Origin of the sequence: Mycobacterium sp. UNC410CL29Cvi84 (assembly GCF_000686745.1) — a bacterium.
GTDB classification, from domain to species: domain Bacteria; phylum Actinomycetota; class Actinomycetes; order Mycobacteriales; family Mycobacteriaceae; genus Mycobacterium; species Mycobacterium mucogenicum_B.
Map to the genome: position 1 here is coordinate 1 of NZ_JMLM01000027.1, position 19534 is coordinate 19534.

The 19534-nt window shown below is 68.6% G+C and carries 16 protein-coding genes; 9 read left to right on the plus strand and 7 right to left on the minus strand.

What is annotated here, in order from left to right; all coding sequences use genetic code 11:
• Window positions 1-491: DUF222 domain-containing protein (locus BR47_RS31545; protein WP_036427833.1), on the minus strand; the 491-nt coding region annotated here is incomplete at its 3' end.
• Window positions 492-626: 135 nt separating this feature from the next.
• Here BR47_RS31545 and BR47_RS0126340 point away from each other — a divergent pair.
• The 3 genes from BR47_RS0126340 (at window position 627) to BR47_RS31550 (ending at window position 3034) form a co-directional block, all read left to right on the plus strand.
• Window positions 627-1487, plus strand: a complete 861-nt coding sequence (locus BR47_RS0126340) for an acyl-CoA thioesterase (protein ID WP_036427835.1) — start codon at window positions 627-629, stop codon at window positions 1485-1487.
• A gap of 240 nt (window positions 1488-1727) precedes the next feature.
• Window positions 1728-2171 (plus strand): universal stress protein, encoded by a 444-nt coding sequence (locus BR47_RS0126345; protein WP_020103294.1) that lies wholly within the window; start codon window positions 1728-1730, stop codon window positions 2169-2171.
• A gap of 71 nt (window positions 2172-2242) precedes the next feature.
• Window positions 2243-3034: a MarP family serine protease gene (locus tag BR47_RS31550; protein ID WP_286154356.1), complete on the plus strand. Its 792-nt coding sequence runs from the start codon at window positions 2243-2245 to the stop codon at window positions 3032-3034.
• 1 nt (window position 3035) lies between these two features.
• Here the strand turns inward: BR47_RS31550 and BR47_RS0126355 are convergent, their stop codons facing one another.
• Window positions 3036-3710 (minus strand): MBL fold metallo-hydrolase, encoded by a 675-nt coding sequence (locus BR47_RS0126355; RefSeq protein ID WP_029121314.1) that lies wholly within the window; start codon window positions 3708-3710, stop codon window positions 3036-3038.
• Between the two features lie 86 nt (window positions 3711-3796).
• On the opposite strand from BR47_RS0126355, the gene uvrA reads away from it, so the two are divergent.
• The gene (gene uvrA / locus BR47_RS0126360; RefSeq protein ID WP_029121315.1) at window positions 3797-6697 is read left to right on the plus strand and encodes an excinuclease ABC subunit UvrA; all 2901 of its coding nucleotides are present in this window, start codon (window positions 3797-3799) and stop codon (window positions 6695-6697) included.
• Window position 6698: 1 nt separating this feature from the next.
• On the opposite strand, the gene BR47_RS0126365 is transcribed toward uvrA, so the two are convergent.
• Both BR47_RS0126365 and BR47_RS0126370 read right to left on the minus strand, forming a co-directional pair.
• Entirely contained in the window at window positions 6699-7874 is a 1176-nt protein-coding gene (locus BR47_RS0126365; RefSeq protein WP_029121316.1) for a winged helix DNA-binding domain-containing protein, read from the minus strand.
• A gap of 1 nt (window position 7875) precedes the next feature.
• A complete protein-coding gene (locus tag BR47_RS0126370) occupies window positions 7876-8163 on the minus strand; it encodes a hypothetical protein (protein WP_029121317.1) in 288 nt (95 codons plus the stop codon).
• A gap of 112 nt (window positions 8164-8275) precedes the next feature.
• Between BR47_RS0126370 and BR47_RS0126375 the strand changes: the two genes are divergently transcribed.
• From BR47_RS0126375 to BR47_RS0126395, 5 genes are all read left to right on the plus strand, one after another.
• The gene (locus BR47_RS0126375; RefSeq protein WP_090563030.1) at window positions 8276-8761 is read left to right on the plus strand and encodes a lipoprotein LpqH; all 486 of its coding nucleotides are present in this window, start codon (window positions 8276-8278) and stop codon (window positions 8759-8761) included.
• Between the two features lie 66 nt (window positions 8762-8827).
• Window positions 8828-10552 (plus strand): hypothetical protein, encoded by a 1725-nt coding sequence (locus BR47_RS0126380; RefSeq protein ID WP_029121319.1) that lies wholly within the window; start codon window positions 8828-8830, stop codon window positions 10550-10552.
• Window positions 10534-11736, plus strand: a complete 1203-nt coding sequence (locus BR47_RS0126385; RefSeq protein ID WP_029121320.1) for a CHAT domain-containing protein — start codon at window positions 10534-10536, stop codon at window positions 11734-11736. The genes BR47_RS0126380 and BR47_RS0126385 overlap by 19 nt, the downstream gene beginning before the upstream one ends.
• Window positions 11736-13028 (plus strand): hypothetical protein, encoded by a 1293-nt coding sequence (locus tag BR47_RS0126390; RefSeq protein WP_051635020.1) that lies wholly within the window; start codon window positions 11736-11738, stop codon window positions 13026-13028. Before BR47_RS0126385 ends, BR47_RS0126390 begins: the two co-directional genes overlap by 1 nt.
• A complete protein-coding gene (locus BR47_RS0126395) occupies window positions 13025-14095 on the plus strand; it encodes a hypothetical protein (RefSeq protein WP_029121322.1) in 1071 nt (356 codons plus the stop codon). Before BR47_RS0126390 ends, BR47_RS0126395 begins: the two co-directional genes overlap by 4 nt.
• Window position 14096: 1 nt before the next feature.
• On the opposite strand, the gene BR47_RS0126400 is transcribed toward BR47_RS0126395, so the two are convergent.
• From BR47_RS0126400 to BR47_RS0126410, 3 genes are all read right to left on the minus strand, one after another.
• The gene (locus BR47_RS0126400; RefSeq protein ID WP_051635023.1) at window positions 14097-15473 is read right to left on the minus strand and encodes an alpha/beta hydrolase; all 1377 of its coding nucleotides are present in this window, start codon (window positions 15471-15473) and stop codon (window positions 14097-14099) included.
• Between the two features lie 109 nt (window positions 15474-15582).
• Window positions 15583-18915: a bifunctional lysylphosphatidylglycerol synthetase/lysine--tRNA ligase LysX gene (lysX, locus tag BR47_RS0126405; protein WP_029121324.1), complete on the minus strand. Its 3333-nt coding sequence runs from the start codon at window positions 18913-18915 to the stop codon at window positions 15583-15585.
• Between the two features lie 51 nt (window positions 18916-18966).
• Entirely contained in the window at window positions 18967-19338 is a 372-nt protein-coding gene (locus tag BR47_RS0126410; RefSeq protein ID WP_020103307.1) for a DUF1844 domain-containing protein, read from the minus strand.
• Window positions 19339-19534: the final 196 nt, after the last annotated feature.

Here is a 19534-nt window from a genome sequence, read left to right on the forward strand (position 1 = left end):
GCCGGATCGAACTTCTGCACCCAGCCGTCGATCTTGCGTTCAATCTTCTTGCGCGACAACCCCGCCCACTCACACAACGCCCCCGCCAACGCGGCATCGATGACAGCGAGCGTGTTCGGGTCCTCCACCAGTCGGGTGCGCCAGCAGATCAGCGATACCGTCCGCGTCGACACTCCGCCGTCGGCGAACACCGCCGCCACCTTCGGTAGCCGGAAGCGCAACGCGACCGCGATCGACAACTGTCCCGAGGCTTCGCGCTTCCCCAGGCCCAGCGCGGCTCCGACTTCGGCGACGGCGGCATCCCAGCCATCGCACGCCCACCACTGCCGGCCATCTTGATCGTCGACACGCAACATCGCCAGGTCGGCAATGGCCGTGAACTTCCCGGACTCGGCGATATTCGACACCCGCGCGAAATGGATCATGGAGTCGACCACGGAGACGTCGTGCACGAGAACTCCCGTGCCATCGACACCCACATGTTCGAACATGTGTTCGAGTCTACCTGTCGATCTGACGCGCCACAACAGAATTCGATGAGCTTGTGGATAAATCTCCGACGGTGACGTCAGTCACCGCGGCGATCAGCGCTACCGACGAATAGGTGTGTCAACACCTCGGGCAAGATGCCTCGGGTGACGTACAGTTCGCCGACCTTGTCTGACCTCGTGAGCACGCTGCTGGTGGATCAGACCGACGACCACCACTTCGTGGCCACCCAGCTCGACAATCCCAGCCACCACATCGCTGGCGGTCATCTCGCCGGTCAGGTGCTGGTGGCGGCGAGCCGGACCGCGCCCGGACGCGCCGCGCACAGCCTGCACGTCTACTACCTGCGTGCCGGTGACGCGCGAAAGCCGGTCGAGGTCCAGGTCGACGCCGCGCGCGACGGCGGCACGCTCGCTACGCGCCGCATCACCGCCCTTCAGGACGGCGAGATCCTGCTCGAGGCGCTGGCGTCGTTCAGCACCCCGGTCGACGCTCTCGACTACCAGGCGACGATTCCTGATGTGCCGGAACCGCTTTCGGTACCGACAATGGCCGAACAGCTCGCCGGCTACGCCGACGAATCAGACGGCTTCTGGGTCCGTGACCAACCGTTCGAGCTGCGCTACATCGATCCGCACCCGCGGCTGGCCAAGGACTCGTCGGATTCGGCACCGCACCTGCGGATGTGGTGGCGCCCGACCGACGCGATCCCCGACGACCCGGCCCTGCACGCCGGGCTGCTGGCATATCTAACCGGCACCACCATGCTGGAGGCGGCGATGATCCCGCGCGGTGCGCTGCCGGCCCACACCTTCTCCGCGCTGATCGACCATGCGCTGTGGTTTCACCGGCCGGTCGATCTGAGTGATTGGGTGCTGTCCGACCAGACCTCGCCGAGTGGAATCGGGGGCCGCGGACTGGCCAGCGGGACGATGTACAACCGTGCCGGGCAATTGGTGTGCGTTGCCACGCAGGAGCTGTATTTCGGTCGTGGCTAACGATCACGGGTCGGAAGCGTTCTACCTCACGGGACGAAACACCCAGTCGTTTGGTCACTATTGGCAAGCTCGTTGCGGCTCCTGCCGCTAACATCGGTGCCGGTAAAGCACATTTTTCACCGTGTCGCCGGCGAACTTGTGTGGTGAAACCGCACCAATGGCCACGTTTCAGCGGCTACTGTCTGCGGGGATGCCGGACAGAACGCCGGATACACAAACCTGGATAACGGGAGGCCATTGATGAGCGGCTACCAGACCGTGGTCGTCGGTACGGACGGATCGGATTCGTCACTGCGCGCCGTGGAGCGCGCTGCCCAGATCGCCGCGGGGGCCAATGCGAAGTTGGTCGTGGCAACCGCCTACTTCCCGCACGCCGATGATCAGCGTGCGGCCGATGTCCTGAAGGACGAGGGTTACAAGGTGCACGGCGATGCGCCGATCTACGCGATCCTGCGTGAGGCCCGCGACCGTGCCGAGGCTGCTGGTGCGACCCAGGTCGAGGAGAAGGCCATCGTCGGGGCTCCCGTCGACGCTCTCGTCGACCTGGCCGAGAATTCCAACGCTGACCTGCTGGTCGTCGGTAACGTCGGTCTGAGCACCATCGCCGGCCGCCTGCTGGGCTCGGTGCCGGCCAACGTGGCCCGCCGCGCCAAGGTCGACGTGCTGATCGTCCACACCTCGTAAGGTTCGATTTCCTGAGGCCCTCGGCGTACTGCCGGGGGCCTCAGTTTTTTCGTGCCCGTAAAGTTCGGGCCATGGCTCGAAGAAGTCTCGTCCGTGCGTCATGGGTGACGTTGTCATTGGCCGCCACACTGGTCGCCGGCTGCGCGGGTAAGAACCAGCCCGCGGCACCTACGCCGACGACGTCCGCGATCGCGTCGGAGACCGAATCGACGATCCCGGCTGTCGCGCCTCCTGACCCCAATGTGGCCAACAACCCCGCGGTGACTGCCGCGCAGGCGAGTGTGGTGCGGGTCCACGGCATCGCCCACAGCTGCCGAAAGCGGTTGGAGGGCACCGGGTTTGTGGTCGGCCCCAAGCGTGTGATGACGACGGCACACGGCGTCGCGGGGACCGACGAAGTGTCCGTCGAAGTCGGCGGCGCCAAGTACAACGGCCAGGTGGTGTCGTTCGACCCGAACATGGACATCTCGATCCTCGCGGTGCCGGACCTGCCGACGGCCCCGTTGATGTTCTCCGAGGCGCCTGCCGTCAGCGGTGCCGACGCGGCCGCACTCGGCTTCCCGCACGGCGGCCCGTACGAGGCCAAACCGGTGCGGGTCCGTGAGGTCATCAAGCTCCAGGGGCCGGACATCTTCCGCACCGGCACGGTGACGCGCGAGGTGTATGCACTCAGAGGTGCTGTACAGCAAGGAAATTCAGGCGGCCCGGTGATCGACCTGGACGGCCGGGTGCGCGGGGTGGTCTTCGGGGCGGCGCAGGACGACCCCGACACAAGTTTCGCGTTGACGGCGAAGGAAGTTGGACCCCAGCTGGCACTGGTCGGCAATACCCAACCCGTCCCGACGGGTCAGTGCGTGGGCTGACCTACCAGCCGCGCGCCCGCCACTCCTCGAGATGCGGCCGTTCGGTGCCGAGTGTGGTGTCGTCGCCGTGGCCGGGGTAGATGACCGTCGAATCGGGGTAGACGTCGAAGACCTTGCGGGTGACGTCGCCGAGCAGCCGCTCGAAGTCTCCCTCTTGCCATGTCTTGCCGACGCCGCCGGGAAACAGGCAGTCACCGGTGAACAGGTGGGTGACCTCGCCGTCGGCGCCGCGCAGCGCCAACGCCACCGAACCCTCGGTGTGACCCTGCAGATGGATGACGTCGAAGGTCAGGTTGCCGATCGTGATGGTGTCGCCGTCGGCGAGGATCCGGTCGGGCTTCACCGGCAGCGGCTCGGCGTCCAGCGCGTGCGCGGCGGTGGGCGCACCTGTGGCCTCGGCCACTTCCGCCAGGGCCTGCCAGTGGTCGAAGTGCTGGTGGCTGGTGACGATGAGTTCGACGTCCGGCGCCTGCGACCTGATCAGCTCCACGAGTGCCGGTCCGTCGTTCGCGGCATCGATGAGCAGCGTTTTTCCGGTCGCGGAGCACGTGATGAGGTACGCGTTGTTGTCCATCGGCCCGACAGATGCCTTGACGATCGTCGCGGCGGGAAGGGTGCGACGGGCCGCGGTGCCCGCGTCGACGTGGCCGGTGTACGTGTCATTGACGACTGTCATGACGCCACCGTATCCGGACTTGTCGGTGGGGACACCTAGCATGGCGATGTGGTGTCTGGATTGCCCAGACTGGTGAAGGGATACGTGTGTCGGACCGTCTGATCGTCAAAGGTGCGCGCGAGCACAACCTGCGGGGAATCGACCTTGACCTGCCCAGAGACTCGCTGATCGTGTTCACGGGCCTGTCGGGTTCGGGTAAGAGCTCGCTGGCGTTCGACACCATCTTCGCCGAGGGGCAGCGCCGCTACGTCGAGTCGCTGTCGGCGTACGCCCGCCAGTTCCTGGGTCAGATGGACAAGCCGGACGTGGACTTCATCGAGGGCCTGTCGCCCGCGGTGTCCATCGACCAGAAGTCGACCAACCGGAACCCGCGTTCGACCGTCGGCACCATCACCGAGGTCTATGACTACCTGCGCCTGCTCTACGCGCGCGCCGGCACACCGCACTGCCCGGTGTGTGGTGAGCGCATCGCCCGGCAGACGCCGCAGCAGATCGTCGACCAGGTCCTCGCGATGGATGAGGGCATCCGCTTCCAGGTGCTCGCCCCGGTGGTGCGCACCCGTAAGGGCGAGTTCGTCGACCTCTTCGACAAGCTCAACGGTCAGGGCTACAGCCGCGTGCGGGTCGACGGCGTCGTGCACTCGCTGACCGACCCGCCGAAGCTCAAGAAGCAGGAGAAGCACGACATCGAGGTGGTCGTCGACCGCCTCACCGTCAAGGCCAGCGCCAAACAACGTCTGACCGATTCGGTCGAGACCGCGCTCGGTCTCGCGGACGGCATCGTCGTCCTCGAGTTCGTCGACCGTGACGACAACCACCCGCAGCGGGAGCAGCGCTTCTCGGAGAAGCTGGCCTGCCCCAACGCGCACCCGCTGGCCGTCGATGACCTTGAGCCGCGGTCGTTCTCGTTCAATTCGCCGTACGGCGCCTGCCCGGAGTGCACCGGTCTGGGCATCAAGAAGGAAGTCGACCCCGAGCTCGTCGTGCCGGACCCGGAGCTGACGCTCGCCGAGGGTGCGGTGGCGCCGTGGTCCATGGGCCACAACTCCGACTACTTCACCCGCATGATGGCCGGGCTCGGTGAGGAGCTGGGCTTCGACATCGACACCCCGTGGAAGAAGCTTCCGGCCAAGGCGCGCAAGGCCATTCTGGAAGGCTCCGACCACCAGGTGCACGTCCGGTACAAGAACCGGTACGGCCGCACGCGCTCGTACTATGCCGACTTCGAAGGCGTGCTCGCGTTCCTGCAGCGCCGTATGGAGCAGACCGAATCCGAGCAGATGAAGGAACGCTACGAGGGCTTCATGCGGGACATCCCGTGCCCCGAGTGCGCCGGCACCCGACTCAAGCCGGAGATCCTGGCCGTCACGCTGTCCGCGGACGACGACGCGAAATCCATTGCGCAGGTGTGTGATCTGTCCATCTCGGACTGCTCGACGTTCCTCAACGCGCTGACCCTCGGCCCGCGCGAGCAGGCCATCGCCGGCCAGGTGCTCAAAGAGGTGCAGTCGCGGCTGGGCTTCCTGCTCGACGTCGGCCTCGACTATCTGACCCTGTCGCGGGCCGCCGGCACGCTGTCCGGCGGTGAGGCGCAGCGCATCCGGCTGGCCACGCAGATCGGCTCCGGCCTCGTCGGTGTCCTCTACGTGCTCGACGAGCCGTCCATCGGCCTGCACCAGCGGGACAACCGCCGGCTCATCGACACCCTGGTGCGGCTGCGCGACCTCGGCAATACGCTGATCGTCGTCGAGCACGACCTCGACACCATCGCGCACGCCGACTGGGTCGTCGACATCGGTCCCGCGGCCGGTGAGCATGGTGGCCAGATCGTGCACAGCGGCACCTACAAGGAGCTCCTGAAGAACACCAAATCGCTTACCGGCGCCTATCTTTCGGGACGGGAGCAGATCGAGGTGCCGCCCATCCGCCGTCCGGTCGACCGCAAGCGGCAGATCACGGTCGTCGGCGCGCGGGAACACAACCTCAAAGAGGTCGACGTCGCTTTCCCACTGGGTGTGCTGACCTCGGTCACGGGAGTCTCGGGCTCGGGCAAGTCGACGTTGGTCAACGACATCCTCGCGACCGTCATGGCCAACAAACTCAACGGTGCCCGGCAGGTGCCGGGACGCCACACTCGGATCAACGGGCTCGACCAACTGGACAAGCTGGTGCGCGTCGACCAGTCGCCGATCGGCCGCACCCCGCGGTCCAACCCGGCCACCTACACCGGGGTGTTCGACAAGATCCGCACGCTGTTCGCGGCCACGACCGAGGCGAAGGTCCGCGGCTACCAGCCGGGCCGGTTCTCGTTCAACGTGAAAGGTGGCCGCTGCGAGGCGTGTTCAGGTGACGGCACCATCAAGATCGAGATGAACTTCCTGCCGGACGTGTACGTCCCGTGCGAGGTGTGCCAGGGCGCCCGGTACAACCGGGAGACGCTCGAGGTGCACTACAAGGGCAAGACCATCTCGGAGGTCCTCGACATGCCCATCGAGGAGGCCACCGAGTTCTTCGAGCCCATCAGCTCGATCCACCGATACCTCAAGACGCTGGTCGACGTCGGCCTCGGCTACGTGCGGCTGGGCCAGCCCGCCCCGACGCTGTCCGGTGGTGAGGCGCAGCGCGTTAAGCTGGCCGCCGAGCTGCAGAAGCGGTCGACCGGGCGCACCGTCTACATCCTCGACGAGCCGACCACCGGCCTGCACTTCGAGGACATCCGCAAGCTACTCAAGGTGATCAACGGCCTGGTCGACAAGGGCAACACCGTCATTGTCATCGAGCACAACCTCGACGTGATCAAGACCTCGGACTGGATCGTGGATATGGGTCCCGAAGGTGGCGCCGGTGGCGGCACCGTCGTGGTGTCCGGCACGCCGGAAGACGTCGCAGCCCACCCCGACAGCTACACCGGGCAGTTCCTCGCCGAGCTGTTGCCGGCTGTCGTACCGGATCCGCCGAAGACCAGGCGGCGCAAGGTGAGTGCCTAGGTCAGCGGTAGAGGGCCTGGCTCAGCGGTGACGGGAAGCGCGGCTTGACGCGCACGCCGTCGAGCCAGGCCGTCAGCTCGGAAGCCTTGCGCTGCAGGACCTTCCGAGCTGACGCGCCGACGTCCTCGACAAACGACAGCTGCACCCGGCCGTCGGGGTCCTGACCCCAGGCGCCGACGACGCGGCCGTCCCACCACACCGTGGGACCGGCGTTGCCGGAACGGTCGAACAGCTGTCCCGCGTACGGGCCGAGGTACCAGGAACGGGCCTGCCAGCCCATGACGGTCGCGTCCAACCCGGGCAGCAGCGCGCCCCACGGGGAAACCGGGGGAGTGTCGTCGAGATCGTCGGGCAGGACGAACCCGACGTCATCGCTGCCCTCCAGCGCCACTTCCACTGCCTCGATCGAGCGAAGTCCCGCACGGGCCCAGGTCAGCGTGTGACCGAACCACCACTTGATGTCGGTGGCCGTTGCCGGCCCGAACGTGCGCAACCAGGTACGCAGCAATGTGTCGCGTGCGGCATCAGGGTCCGTCGCCGCGATCGGTTCAGCCAGCCAGTGCGACGCCGCGGCCCACAGCGGCCGCGATGTCGTCCACATGCCGTCGTTGGGGCCGCGCAGGATGTGCCCCTGTGCGGACAGCACCGTCATCACCCGTGGCGCGACGGGAGTGGTTGCGCCCCAGCTCTTTCCGGGCGCGGGGTTCCAGCTGCCGGCCAACTCGGGCAGCTCGGCCCGGAGCGCGGCGGTGCCGGCCGTCGAACCCGCTTCCAGGTGCTGACGCACCGCAGCCGATGCCAGCTCCAGCCACGCCGCGCCGTCGGCCGCGATACCGGCTTTCTCGACGTCGCCGATCAGTCGTTTGCGCTCGGTGGCGGCCACGCGGTGGCTGGCCGCGGCCTGAACCGCGGGCAGGTCGGCGGTGTGCACGACCCACAGCGTCCGGCGCATGGCCATGTGCTTGACCAGATGCCGGCCCCGGTACAGCGCTGCGTCGAGATCGTCCACGGTGAAACCGGACAGTCGGGCCCACAGGGACAGGTACGGGGTGGCGGGATCGGTGCCGTGCAGGCCCACCAGCGCCCGGGTCACCTCGGCGGGGGTCGACGCCGAATCGCTCAGGAAATGGCGTTGCGCCAAGCGATTGCGGCGCTCGGCGATGGTGAAGGTGCGCAAGTCAGCCGTCGTGCATCGAGCGGCGGATCTGCTCGAGGCGTTCCGCGGCGGCCTTCTGGCGCGCTTCGTACTGTTCCTCGACCGACCGGCCCTCGGGGGTGTCCGCGGCCAGCTCGGCCGAGCCGATCGCGGTGCCGTACCGGTTCTCGATCTTCTCGCGCACCGACTCGAAGGTCGGGACACCGTCGGGGGTGTAGCCCGGATCGACAGGCGGGGACACCGGCACCGGCGCGGGCGCCGGATCCAATGGCACGACCTCGGCGTCGATGGGCTCGGTTTCGTCGGCCATGGCTTCACCGTACCGCGCCACAAACTTGGGATCGGTAGCCGCGGCGTCCGCGTGTACTTACGGCACGACGACGCCACTGGGGCGGCGTAACGAGGAAGGGAAACCCTCTGCCATGAACATCAATCGCACTCTGGCCGCTGGTGTCGGCTTGCTGGCCGTGGGCGCCACTCTCATCGGCTGCTCCACCGACAAGGCGGACGGCCCGAAGGCGTCCGGCCCGGGTTCGGTGACGAACAGCGGCAACACCGTCGTCAAGGTCGAGGGCCAGGACCTGGCCGGCCTGGACCTGAAGTCGGTGACCTGCGTGAAGCAGGGCGGCAGCATCAACATCGCCAGCGCACCCATCGGCGGTGGCGCGCAGGGCCTGGGCGTGGTCATGACCGACGCTTCGCCGCCGAAGGTGCAGTCCCTGGGCCTGGTTGTCGACGGCAACGCGCTCGCGGTGTCGGAGATGGGCGGCATGAAGACCGGCTCCGCTGACGTCAAGGTCGACGGCAGCACGTACACCATCACCGGGCAGGCCGCCGGTGCCGACATGAAGAACCCCATGGCGGGGATGATCTCGAAGAACTTCGAGATCAAGGTGTCCTGCGGCTGACATGCCCGGGGCTGCCCGAGCGGCGGGTGCAGACAATGCATCCGCCGCTCGACTTATGATGCGGCCGTGTCGACCACCGGCGAACTCGCCCGCGCCCGCGCGCTGATGTTCGCCGCCGACGAGGTGACAGCCAAGGAACTGCTGCTGTCGCTGATGCCCGCCATCGAAGCCGCCGACCGTGATGACCTGATGCTCGAGGTCTTCGCCCAGCTCGGCGAGATCTATCTGATCCGCAGCGCCCTGGACGGGGTGCGCGAGTGCATTCGGCGCATCGACGACTGCCTCGACATCTACGCATCGATCCTGGCCGGCCGCGCGCCGGCCGAGATCGTCGCGCAGATGACCATGACCCCGGAGGACGCGGATCACATGCTCAGCCGCTACCGCCGCCGGGCCACCTTTCTGCGGACCGGCCTGTCCGCTGCCATCGGCGACCACGAAGGGGCGGCGCAGTCCCTGACCGCACTCGATGCCAAGCCCTCGTACGCCGATCTGCAGGACGAACACACCTACCTGTTGACCCACGCCCGCATCCTGTGCGCGCTCGCGCTCTGCGACGACGATCTGCACGTCCGCTCGGTGCCGCTGTGGGAGGACGTGCTGGCCGCGATCGCGACGCCGGCCGACACTCTGGAACGTGAATATCTCTGGGTCACCGGCGCGCTCGGCTACGCGCGGTTCTGCATCGAAACCGGCAAGGTGGAAGAGGCAGTGCCGTGGCTGCGGCGCGCGGAGGCCCGGGCACAGGCTCGCGGCTGGGAATTGGCCACCGCCCGAGCACAATTGGAGCGGGCTGCGGTGAGCTGGCTGGCCGGCGACCAGCAGGATACTGAGGCACTCGTCACCGCGGCGTATCCCGAGATCGCGCGGCAGGCGCGGGCTCACGAAGTGTCCCGCTGCTGGCTGTACTTCGGGCTGACCCGCCTGGCTGCGGGTGCCCTGCAGGCCGCCGACGAATGCTGGGGGCACGCCGAACGGCACTGGCGTGAGCTCGGCAAGCCCCTGCACGTACACCGCATCTTGTTGCAGCGCAGCTGGATCGCCATCTTCCGGGGCCGATACGACGAGGCCCGGGCATTGATCGATCAGGCCCGGGCGTGCCTGGATTCCTCACCGCGCAGCAGTTGGCTGCAGTACGCACGGTTGGATGACCAACTCGGCACCGTCTGGCGCGCCGAGGGACTGGCGGAGCTCGGCTTCGATGCCGCAGGCAATCCCGCCGACACGTGGGCGCAGGCCGAAGCCCGCTACCGCGGCGGGCTCGGGACGTGGTCCGCCGAACCCGGCACCGACCAATACCGTTCCGGCATGGACAAATTGGCCGCTGCTGCCGACCTGAAGTTGCCCGCAGCGCTGGCCGTCGACTCGGTGCGGTACTCGATCACCGACGCCGACGCGCGCTCGCGATGGGCCACCGGGGTGGCGGCACCGTTGCTTGCCGGTGCCTTCGCGGTGGCATGGGAATCGCAGAACCCGGCACTGGTCGGCGAACTGATCGAATATCACAGCGCCCGAGGGGCGTTCAGCGTCGATGCCGCGGCGAGCGGCCCGCTTGAGTGGGCCCGGGCCACCACGACGGCCGCGCCGGTTCTCGACGTCGACGAACTCGCGTCGGTCGCGTCCGGCCCGGTCGCGGTCGGTGCGGCCGGCCTCATCCGGCTCGGGCCGCTGCCGCCGCTGCAGATGGAGCCCGGCGGCGAGCCGGTGCTGGCGCGCTACCGCGAACTGGCCCAGAGGCGTTACGGCCGCGCGGTCACCGCGGACCAGGAGGCATGGTCGACATGCCCGTAACTCAGGACACCACAACGACGTTGGTGCTCCGCTTCGCCGACATCGGCATCGCGACGTACGTCAGCCTCCGGGTCGTCGGCGCACCCGAGCGGCTGGTCACCTCGGTCGTCGCCGAGGACGTTGTTCTCGCGGTCACCGCGGCACTGGCGGAGGCATTGCCGGATCCGCTTGACGGCGAACAACTTCCCGAGGCATTGACCCGGTCATTGGCCACCGGTCCGTTCGCCGCTGTGGCACGCGAACGGGAGCTCGCCCGGCTGCTCGGCGCCCTGCTCCCTGACGAAGCATGGGATCTGCTGCGGCAGTACACCGATGACCCGGAGCTGCCGGTGCTGTTCGTATCGCCGAGCGCCCGCCTGAGCCGGGTTCCGTGGGGCCTGCTCGCGCAGCCCAACGGCACCGATGACCAGCGCCTGATCGAGCTCGCCGACCTCGTGCTGGCGGTGCCACCGAACATCGCGAACGCGCCGCGCCGACAATCGCCACCGGTCGACGGGCCGCCGCTGCTGCTGCTGGACCCGAAAGTGCCCGGGCAGCGGCCGGACTCAGCGCTCGGTTCGGTGCTGGGCCGACCCGCGCCGGACACCGTGCTGGCCCGGTACTTCGGCGAGCGCCCCGCGCTCCCGGCGGTCAGCGCCCCAGTGGAGCTCTTCCGTAGAGCCGACGCCGACCGGCACTGGCTGGCGGACCAGTTGACGCAGCAGCCGTCACGGCTGGTGTATGTCGGGCACGCCAGTGCCGCCCCGGACCGGGACGGCTCGGCCGACCAGGCGGCTTTGCACCTGGCGGAGCCCGAGCCGCTGACCGCCGCCGACATCATGGTGATGGACTTGGCGGTTCCGCCCCGGGTCGCGTTGCTGGCCTGCGCATCCGGCGCCGACTACCGGTTCGACGAGGCCACCGGCCTGGTTGCGGCGATGATTCTCGGTGGCGCACAGGTGGTTACCGCCACCCTCTGGTCGCTCCCGACAACCGCCGGCTACCGAGCGGCCACCGCCGGCACTGCCGACCCGATGTCGGAGGCGATCATCGCCGTCGACACCGCACACGAGGCGACGACACCGGCTCGTGCCGTGAATCACTGGCAGCGACAGTGCCTGCGCCGCTGGCGAACCGGCAACGCCGAATTGAGCCCCGTCTACTGGGCTGCCATGATGACCTTCACCGTCGATGGAGCGCGCTGATGACTACTGGGCCACAGCCACGTCGCGCCGTCATCGACGCGGCGTGGCGCGAGATCGGGCCCGGTCTCGAACTGCTCAGCAGCCCTGACGGCGGCCCGCTGAGCCGCGCGGTGAAGCGCATCATCGACCCGCTGGTGCTCCGGCTGCGGGCACACCCCGAATACTCGGCGCCCGTCGTCGCCGCCGATATCGCGGACGAGATGCGCCAGGTGATCGTCGACCACGCAGTTCAGTTGCGTGCCGCGGCACAGTGGTTCGCGCTCTTGAAGGCGCAGCGCCGGCGCGACCGGATCACCACCGGCAACGCCCAGGAGCTCTACTTCCCGGTGTGTTTCGAACTGGCCGCGACCAGAGGCGAACCGGGACAGGATGATTCGCGCGTCGTCGCGGAGGCGTTGCGTGACGTGCACGGCGACCGGGACCGCACCGCGGTGGAGCGGCTGCACGAGTACCTCGCCGATCCCGCTGTGCTGGAGACGTTGTCGCGTCAGCTTGATGCCGGTTGGGACGACGTCAGGGTGGGCGACGCGCCGTGCGAGCCGTTTCTCGCCGGGCTGACGACGGTCCTCGGCCCGGACGGCGGTCACAACGCCGACGCCGCGCGGCAACGGGTCTGGACCGCACTGATCGGGGACACCACCCCGTACAACTTCGGCGCCCGGATGCGTGACGCCGGGGCCACCGCGCCGTGGTCGGTCGACCAGATCGGGTTGTCCGCCGCCGCACCGCAATCGAAGCCGGCGGTCGCCGGCTCCCGCGCGGCCGAACGTCCCCTCGACCGCAGCATCATCGACCGGGTCCGGGCGACGCTGCGCCGTGCCCTCGACCGCGACGAACTGCCGGACCTGCCGACCCTGTGCGCCGAAGAGGCCGACCGCGCGGCCGCACCGTGGGGTCTCCTCGCCGAGGACAACCAGGCCACGCTGGTCGCCGGCATCGAGGTGGGGGTGGACCTGGCGCCGCTCGAGGTGAATCACCGCACGCGCTACCACCTTTCGGGCCAGATTCAGGCGCGGCTCCGCAAAGAGGCGTACGTGCTGCACGCCCGCCGGTATCTGACCGACGGTGGCCCGGTCCACCCACGGCAGCAGCAAGTCGTCGACGACCTCGCGACGTTCGTCCGCCCCTATGTCTCGCGGCTGTGGGCACGGCTGCACGGACGCGACGTCTGGCAGGAATCCTGCGACGACGCCGGCGAGGTGCGCGGCCTGCTGGACGGGGTCGCCCGATCGGTGAGCCTTGATCATCGCCAGCGCATCAAGGCGATGCTGGAATTGGAGGCGGCAGGATGAAACTCACTGTCGATTCCGGATTGTGGGCCTTGGGATCCGAGGTCGCGGCACCGCCGGAGGTGGCGGTGCTCGAGGTGAGCGGCGCAGTCCTGGCGTGGACGATCCAGGACCCAGCGCAGGCGGTCCGGATCACGTTCACGGATCTGGCTGCGGCCGACTGGTTGTGGCGGCTGGTCGGCGAGTTCGGCCACGTCGCGGTGGTCGCCGCCGCCGAAGCCGCCGTGGAAACCGGCGCCGATCTCGGCCTCGCCGACGTCCTGCCGCGGCCCGAACCCCTTGCCGCGCTTCGCCGTCTGGCCGTCGGACACTGGCTACGGCGATGGTGGCCCGCCAGCGCCCGCGACGGCATCAACCCGCTGGACGCCGTCGTGCTGGACGCCGAGGTGGCACTGTCGACGGCGGCGCTGCAGGACTACTTCACCGAGGACACCCTGGATTCGGACATCGCCGGGCTGCTGGCACCGCATCGTCAGGCCTTGGCGAGCACAACGGCCTCCGGAGACCCCAGGATTGTCGACCTGATCCGCAGTTGCGTCGACATCGCCGAACAAGCCGGGCTGGGGGACTGGTCGGAAGTCCTTGCGGCGCAGGGACCGCCGCGGCAGGACGACTATGCGCTCGCCGCCGGGCAACCCGGTGCCGGCGGCGACGGTGCCATCGCGAACGGCGTCGCATCGGTCTCGTGGACCGCCGTGCCACCGCGGACGTTCGACGCGGCCGAGCACACCATCGACTGGTCTGTGCGGGCCCGTGACGGAGCGGTCGTCGCCGACATCCGGGTGGCCACCATCGGTCCGGCGGACGGTATCCCGGTGCGGCTGGACTCGGGTTCGATCACCAGCGGCGGCACGCTCGACGTCGACGGAAACGCCACCCTGCCGCTGCCGGCCACGGAAAACCAAGCGTGGGGCCATGATTGGACCGACACCACCGTGACGGTGGGCGCCGGGGCCGGCGAGACGGAAGCGGTCCGGGACCGGGTCCGGCGCTACGTGCGGGCCCGGCTCGCGGCGCCCGGCCCCGATGCGTTCCTCGCCGAGATCCTGGCCGCCGAAGCCGACTACTAGGTCACCGGCGCGCGGCTTCGACCGGCATGGCCGGTGCCGTCGCAGCAGGCAACGGCAGCGGCGACACACCCGGTGTTCCGAGTTGGCCGGCCAGCCACGGCAACGCCGCGCTGAATGCCTGCGCGGCGAACGGCCAGTCGTGCTTGCCCGGCCGTTCCACGACGGCGCACCGGATGCCACGGGTGCTGCCGACGCCGCAGAGCGTATGTGCCGCAATCGTTTGCGCGGGCAGCGGGCTGCGGGAGAGCTCGGGTCCGTTGATGTCGTACCAGGCCGCGATGTCGTCGTAAGTGCGACGGGACATCACCGTCATCGGGTCCCAGTCGGCGTATTTGGCGGTGCTGCCACCGAACAGTCGCTGAACGGTCTGTGGCCGGTCACCGGCATTCGGCGCGATGTCCCCGGCGATGTCCTGGAAGGCGCTGAACAGATCGGGATGCATCACCGTCAGATCGACCGCGCAGGTGCCACCCATGGACCAGCCGACGATGCCGCGGTGCCGCCGGTCGGTACTCACACCGTAATTGGCGCTCATGTAGGGGAGCACGTCCTTGATCAGGTGGTCGGCGGAGTTGCCGCGGGGCCCGTTGACGCATTCGGTGTCGTTGTTGAACGAACCACCGGGGTCGACGAACACCAGCACCGGGGCGTTGCCATGATGCGCGGCGGCGAAGTCGTCGACCGTCGTGATCGCGTTACCGGCCCGCAGCCAGTCGGCGGGGGTGTTGAACTCACCGCCGATCATCATCACCATCGGCAGCTGCGGCGGCGGATTGCTGGCGAACCACGCCGGCGGCAGGTACACGTATTCGTCGCGGTGCTTGAATCCCGATGCCGCCGAACCTGTTTGGACCTCGACGACACTGCCCTTGCTCGGTATCCGCCGCGCCTTCTGCATCGCGACCACGGTCTCGGGTCGCGTCTGGTTGGGCAGCGGCGCCGAGTTGGCCTGTTCCCACGCGGTGTCGAGATTCGGGAAGTACCCGACCCAGGCATTGAGCGTCAGCCCCGTGGACAGCACGCACAGCGGCACCGACAGCACCGCGAGCCCGCGGCGCCACCAGCGGGTGGCGTGCCAGCCGACGATCAGCAGAACCACCGCGGCGCCGGTCACCGCGGTCCAGATCCACAGCCGGGTCGGCGCGGGATCGTCGGACCAGCCCTGTGATGCCACGACCCAGCGTGCGGCGGCCGTCACCAGCAAGCCGGATATGGCGGCGACGGGCAGCCACACGGCGCGCCACCGGCTGTTACGCCAGCCCACCGCGACGATCAGCACCGCCACCGCGAGGGCCTGGACGGTGAAGGGTAGCCAGCCGTGCGTCAACGAAACATGTTGCTCGCCATAGAGCCCGGCGTTCGTCGCCCCGATCGTCACGACGCCAGGGTGCCGCCCAAACCTGGGAGGCTCCTGTGTGCGCGCTAGGTCCCGATGGCCCTCACCTGGCGGTTCCAGCAAACATCCGAACCGAAGATTCGACCGTTGTTCACCGAGGCTTCGCGAGGGGGAACGGCAGCGTCTCGCGGATGCTGCGACCGGTGATCAGCATGACCACGCGGTCGACCCCCATGCCCAGACCGCCGGTCGGCGGCATCGCGTATTCCATGGCTTGCAGGAAGTCCTCGTCCAACTCCATGGCCTCGGGATCGCCGCCGGACGCCAGCAGCGACTGCTCTTCGAGCCGCCGGCGCTGTTCCACCGGATCGGTGAGCTCGCTGTAGGCGGTCCCGAGTTCGACACCCCAGGCCACCAGGTCCCACCGTTCGGCAACGCCCGGGATGCTGCGGTGCGGGCGGGTCAGTGGCGACACGGAGGTGGGGAAGTCCTTGTAGAACGTCGGTGCCTCGGTGCGGTCTTCGACGAGGTGCTCGTACAGCTCCAGCACGATCGCGCCGGCGTCCCAGTGGGTCCGGTACGGGATCGTCGCGCCGTCGCACAGCTTGCGCAGCGTCGCCACGTCGGTCTCCGGGGTGACGTGCTCGCCCAGTGCCTCGGATACCGCGTCGTGCACCGTCTTGACGGGCCAGATGCCCGAGATGTCAACGGGCGTAAGGCTTCCGTCGGGCCCTGGGCGCATGACCACCTGCGCGCCGTTGGCGGCCGCCGCGGCGTTCTGGATGATCTCGCGGCAGCCGTCGATCCAGACGTTGTAGTCGGCGTGCGCCTGGTACGCCTCCAGCAGGGTGAACTCGGGGTTGTGGCTGAAGTCCACGCCTTCGTTGCGGAACGCGCGGCCCAGCTCGAAGACGCGCTCGACACCGCCCACACACAGCCGCTTCAGGTACAGCTCGGGGGCGATGCGCAGGTACAGGTCCAGGTCGTAGGCGTTGATGTGGGTCTCGAACGGCCGGGCGTTCGCGCCGCCGTGGATCTGCTGCAGGATCGGCGTCTCGACCTCCAGGAAACCCTTGCCCACCAAGGTTTCCCGGATGGCGTGCAGCACCCGGCTGCGGGCGGTGATCAGCTCCCGCGACTCGGTGTTGATGGCGAGGTCCAAGTAGCGAGTGCGGACGCGGGCCTCGGGGTCGGTCAGGCCCTTCCACTTGTCGGGCAGCGGCCGCAGGCACTTGCCGATCAGGCGCCAGTCGTGCACCAGCACCGACACCGTGCCGTTGCGGCTGGCGCCCATGACGCCGGAGACCTCGATCAGGTCGCCGAGGTCGATGGCGCCGGTGAATTCGGTGACGGTGCTGCCGGTCAGGAGCGAATTGTCCAGCAGCAGTTGGACTTCGCCGGACCAGTCGCGCAGCTGGGCGAACAGTACGCCGCCGTAGTCGCGGAGCCGCAGCACGCGTCCGGCGACGCAGACCGCGGTGTCGGCGGCCGACTCGACTGCCTCGGTGACCGTGTGGCTGGGCGCCTGACCCACCGGGTAGGCGTCGATGCCTTCCGCCTGCAACGCCTGCAGCTTGGCCATCCGAACCCGGACCTGGTCGGGCAGGCGCCGAGCCTCGGCGGCCTCGGCTGCCCCGGCCGCGAGATCGGCCACATCGGGTGCGCTGCCGTCGGGGTGCAGTCGTCCAGAATCGATCAGGTTCTTGGGGGCCGCGGTGTGGTGGCCGGTGTGGGGCTGTTCGTCGCGCCGGGAGAACGGCAGCACCAGGAAGCCCTCGGCGATCACCGAGGCGACGCCGACGCGCGGGATCAGCCGCGCGTCTTCGTAGCAGGCGTAGCGCGGCACCCATTCGGGCAGGTATTTCATGTTGGAGCGGTACAGCGTCTCGAGCTGCCACCACCGGGAGAAGAAGATCAGCAGCGCGCGCCACAGCCGCAGGATCGGGCCGGCGCCCAGCTGCGAACCCTGCTCGAAAGCCGAGCGGAACATCGCGAAGTTCAGCGAAATCCGGGTAACGCCAATCTCTTCCGAGCGCTGGCACAGCTCGCTCACCATCAGCTCGATGGTGCCGTTGGGGGACGCGGGGGAGCGGCGCATCAGGTCCAGCGACACCCCGTTGTTGCCCCACGGCACCAACGACAGCATCGCCACCACCTGACCGTCGCCCTGCACGGCCTCCACCAGCAGGCAGTCCCCGTCGGCGGCGTCACCGAGCCGTCCCAGCGCCATCGAGAAGCCGCGCTCGGTTTCGGTGTCGCGCCAGGCGTCGGCATGCGCGATGACCTGAGCCATCTCGTCGGCGCTGATGTCGCGGTGCCGGCGCATCCGTACCGTCAGCCCCGCTCGACGGGCGCGGGTGACGGCCTGGCGGACGGCCCGCATGTCAGGACCCGAGAGCCGGAAGTTCTGCGGATGCAGGATGGCCTCGTCGCCGAGCTGCAGGGCGTTCAAACCGCCCTGACGATAAGCCTCCGCTCCCGTCGAGCTGGCGCCCATGACGCCCGGTGCCCAGCCGTAGGTCTGGCACAGCGCCAGCCACGCGTCGATGGCGGCCGGCCAGGCCCGCGGGTCGCCGACGGGATCACCGCTGGCCAGGCAGACGCCCACCTCGACGCGGTAGGTGATGGCGGCACGGCCGTTGGGTGCGAAGACCACGGCCTTGTCGCGGCGGGTGGCGAAGTAACCCAGCGAGTCGTTCTTGCCCCACAGCTCGAGCAGGCCACGGATCGCGGATTCGTCCTCGCCGGTGAGGGCGTTCTCGGCGCGCTGGGACTGGAACAGCACGATCGCCGCCACGATCAGCGCCAGTGCGCCGAACAGGCCGAACAGCGCGTTGAGGAACGCATGCGGATGGCCACCCTCGAACGCTTCCTTGCCGACCGCGGCGAAACCGCTGACCCGGTTCACCGCGTAGGCCAGCCGGTAGTCGGGGTCCAGCGGCGGCCGGCCGGGGAACATCTCCAGCAGGCCCCAGGCCGCCAGGATGCCGACAGCCATGCCGGCGACCAGGGTCAGGGCCGCCTTGAGCAGCGCCCCGCGGCGGACCTTGGCCCAGAACTGGTTCCGCGACAGCAGCAGCACGACGATGACGCCGATGTGGAACACCAGGCCCACTGCCTCGCCGAAGTCCTCCACGAAGGTCAGGTCGCCGTCCGGGAAGTTGTCGGACAGCAGTCCGTAGACGTTCCAGCCGATGTGCCCGACCATGTAGATCAGCAGGACCCACCAGGCGATCCGCTTGCGTGCCGCGAGTGCCGCGGCAAGCAGGATCAGCACGAACGACCAGGCGAAGCTGGTGTCCGGGAAGTTGAACAGGTAGTCGTTGACGAACTCGCGGGGGATGTGGATCATCCACCGGATCAGTGGCGACAGGCTGGCGAACAGCGACAGCGTCGCGACGACACCGACGGTCCAGCCGGCCGCGGCCGGAACCCACCCCAATGTCGTCGGGCGCTGCTGCTGTCTGCTCGGCGTCAACGTCATAAGTTCGGACAATATGCGGTGAAACCGGGAAGTGTCTGCAGGGCCCCTGGGCTACCAGACGGGGCCGGTGTACTTCTCGCCCGGACCGTGCCCGGGCTCGTCCGGTGCGACGCTCGCCTCGCGGAACGCCAGCTGCAGGCTCTTGAGGCCGTCCCGGACCGGGCCGGCGTGCAATCCCAGATACTCGGCCGAGGCCTGAACCAGGCCGGCCAGCGCGGTGATGAGGCGCCGGGCCTCGTCGAGGTCGCGGTGCGGGCTCTCGTCGGGATCGGCGTCGGCCAGTCCGAGCTTCTCGGCGGCCGCGCTCATGAGCATGACGGCGGCGCGGGTGATCACCTCGACGGCGGGAATCTCGGCCAGCTCGCGTACCTGGGCTTCCTCAGCTGTTGTCGTGGCGTCACTGGTTAGGTTCGGGTCGGTCATGACTGCTAGAGTGTCATGCGCGACCGTCCTGGCTTACGTCAGGACAGCAAGTGGAGTCCCACCTCCCACCGTCGGCCTCACGGCTTGGCGGTCCGGTCACAGGCACATTGTGCCTGTTCTGCGTTGTGCGCAGGCGGCGTGAGCCGTGATCGGTCGGCATTGGGCCCTGCTATATGCAGGGCTTTTCTGTTCATGC

What these genes read in the sequence shown, in the direction of transcription:
- BR47_RS0126410 (WP_020103307.1), bottom strand. Translation starts at nt 19,338, where the DNA reads ATGACCGACCCGAACCTAACCAGTGACGCCACGACAACAGCTGAGGAA.
- lysX (WP_029121324.1), bottom strand. Translation starts at nt 18,915, where the DNA reads ATGACGTTGACGCCGAGCAGACAGCAGCAGCGCCCGACGACATTGGGG.
- BR47_RS0126375 (WP_090563030.1), top strand. Translation starts at nt 8,276, where the DNA reads ATGAACATCAATCGCACTCTGGCCGCTGGTGTCGGCTTGCTGGCCGTG.
- BR47_RS0126395 (WP_029121322.1), top strand. Translation starts at nt 13,025, where the DNA reads ATGAAACTCACTGTCGATTCCGGATTGTGGGCCTTGGGATCCGAGGTC.
- BR47_RS0126345 (WP_020103294.1), top strand. Translation starts at nt 1,728, where the DNA reads ATGAGCGGCTACCAGACCGTGGTCGTCGGTACGGACGGATCGGATTCG.
- BR47_RS0126385 (WP_029121320.1), top strand. Translation starts at nt 10,534, where the DNA reads ATGGTCGACATGCCCGTAACTCAGGACACCACAACGACGTTGGTGCTC.
- BR47_RS31550 (WP_286154356.1), top strand. Translation starts at nt 2,243, where the DNA reads ATGGCTCGAAGAAGTCTCGTCCGTGCGTCATGGGTGACGTTGTCATTG.
- BR47_RS0126355 (WP_029121314.1), bottom strand. Translation starts at nt 3,710, where the DNA reads ATGACAGTCGTCAATGACACGTACACCGGCCACGTCGACGCGGGCACC.
- BR47_RS0126370 (WP_029121317.1), bottom strand. Translation starts at nt 8,163, where the DNA reads ATGGCCGACGAAACCGAGCCCATCGACGCCGAGGTCGTGCCATTGGAT.
- BR47_RS0126390 (WP_051635020.1), top strand. Translation starts at nt 11,736, where the DNA reads ATGACTACTGGGCCACAGCCACGTCGCGCCGTCATCGACGCGGCGTGG.
- BR47_RS0126340 (WP_036427835.1), top strand. Translation starts at nt 627, where the DNA reads ATGCCTCGGGTGACGTACAGTTCGCCGACCTTGTCTGACCTCGTGAGC.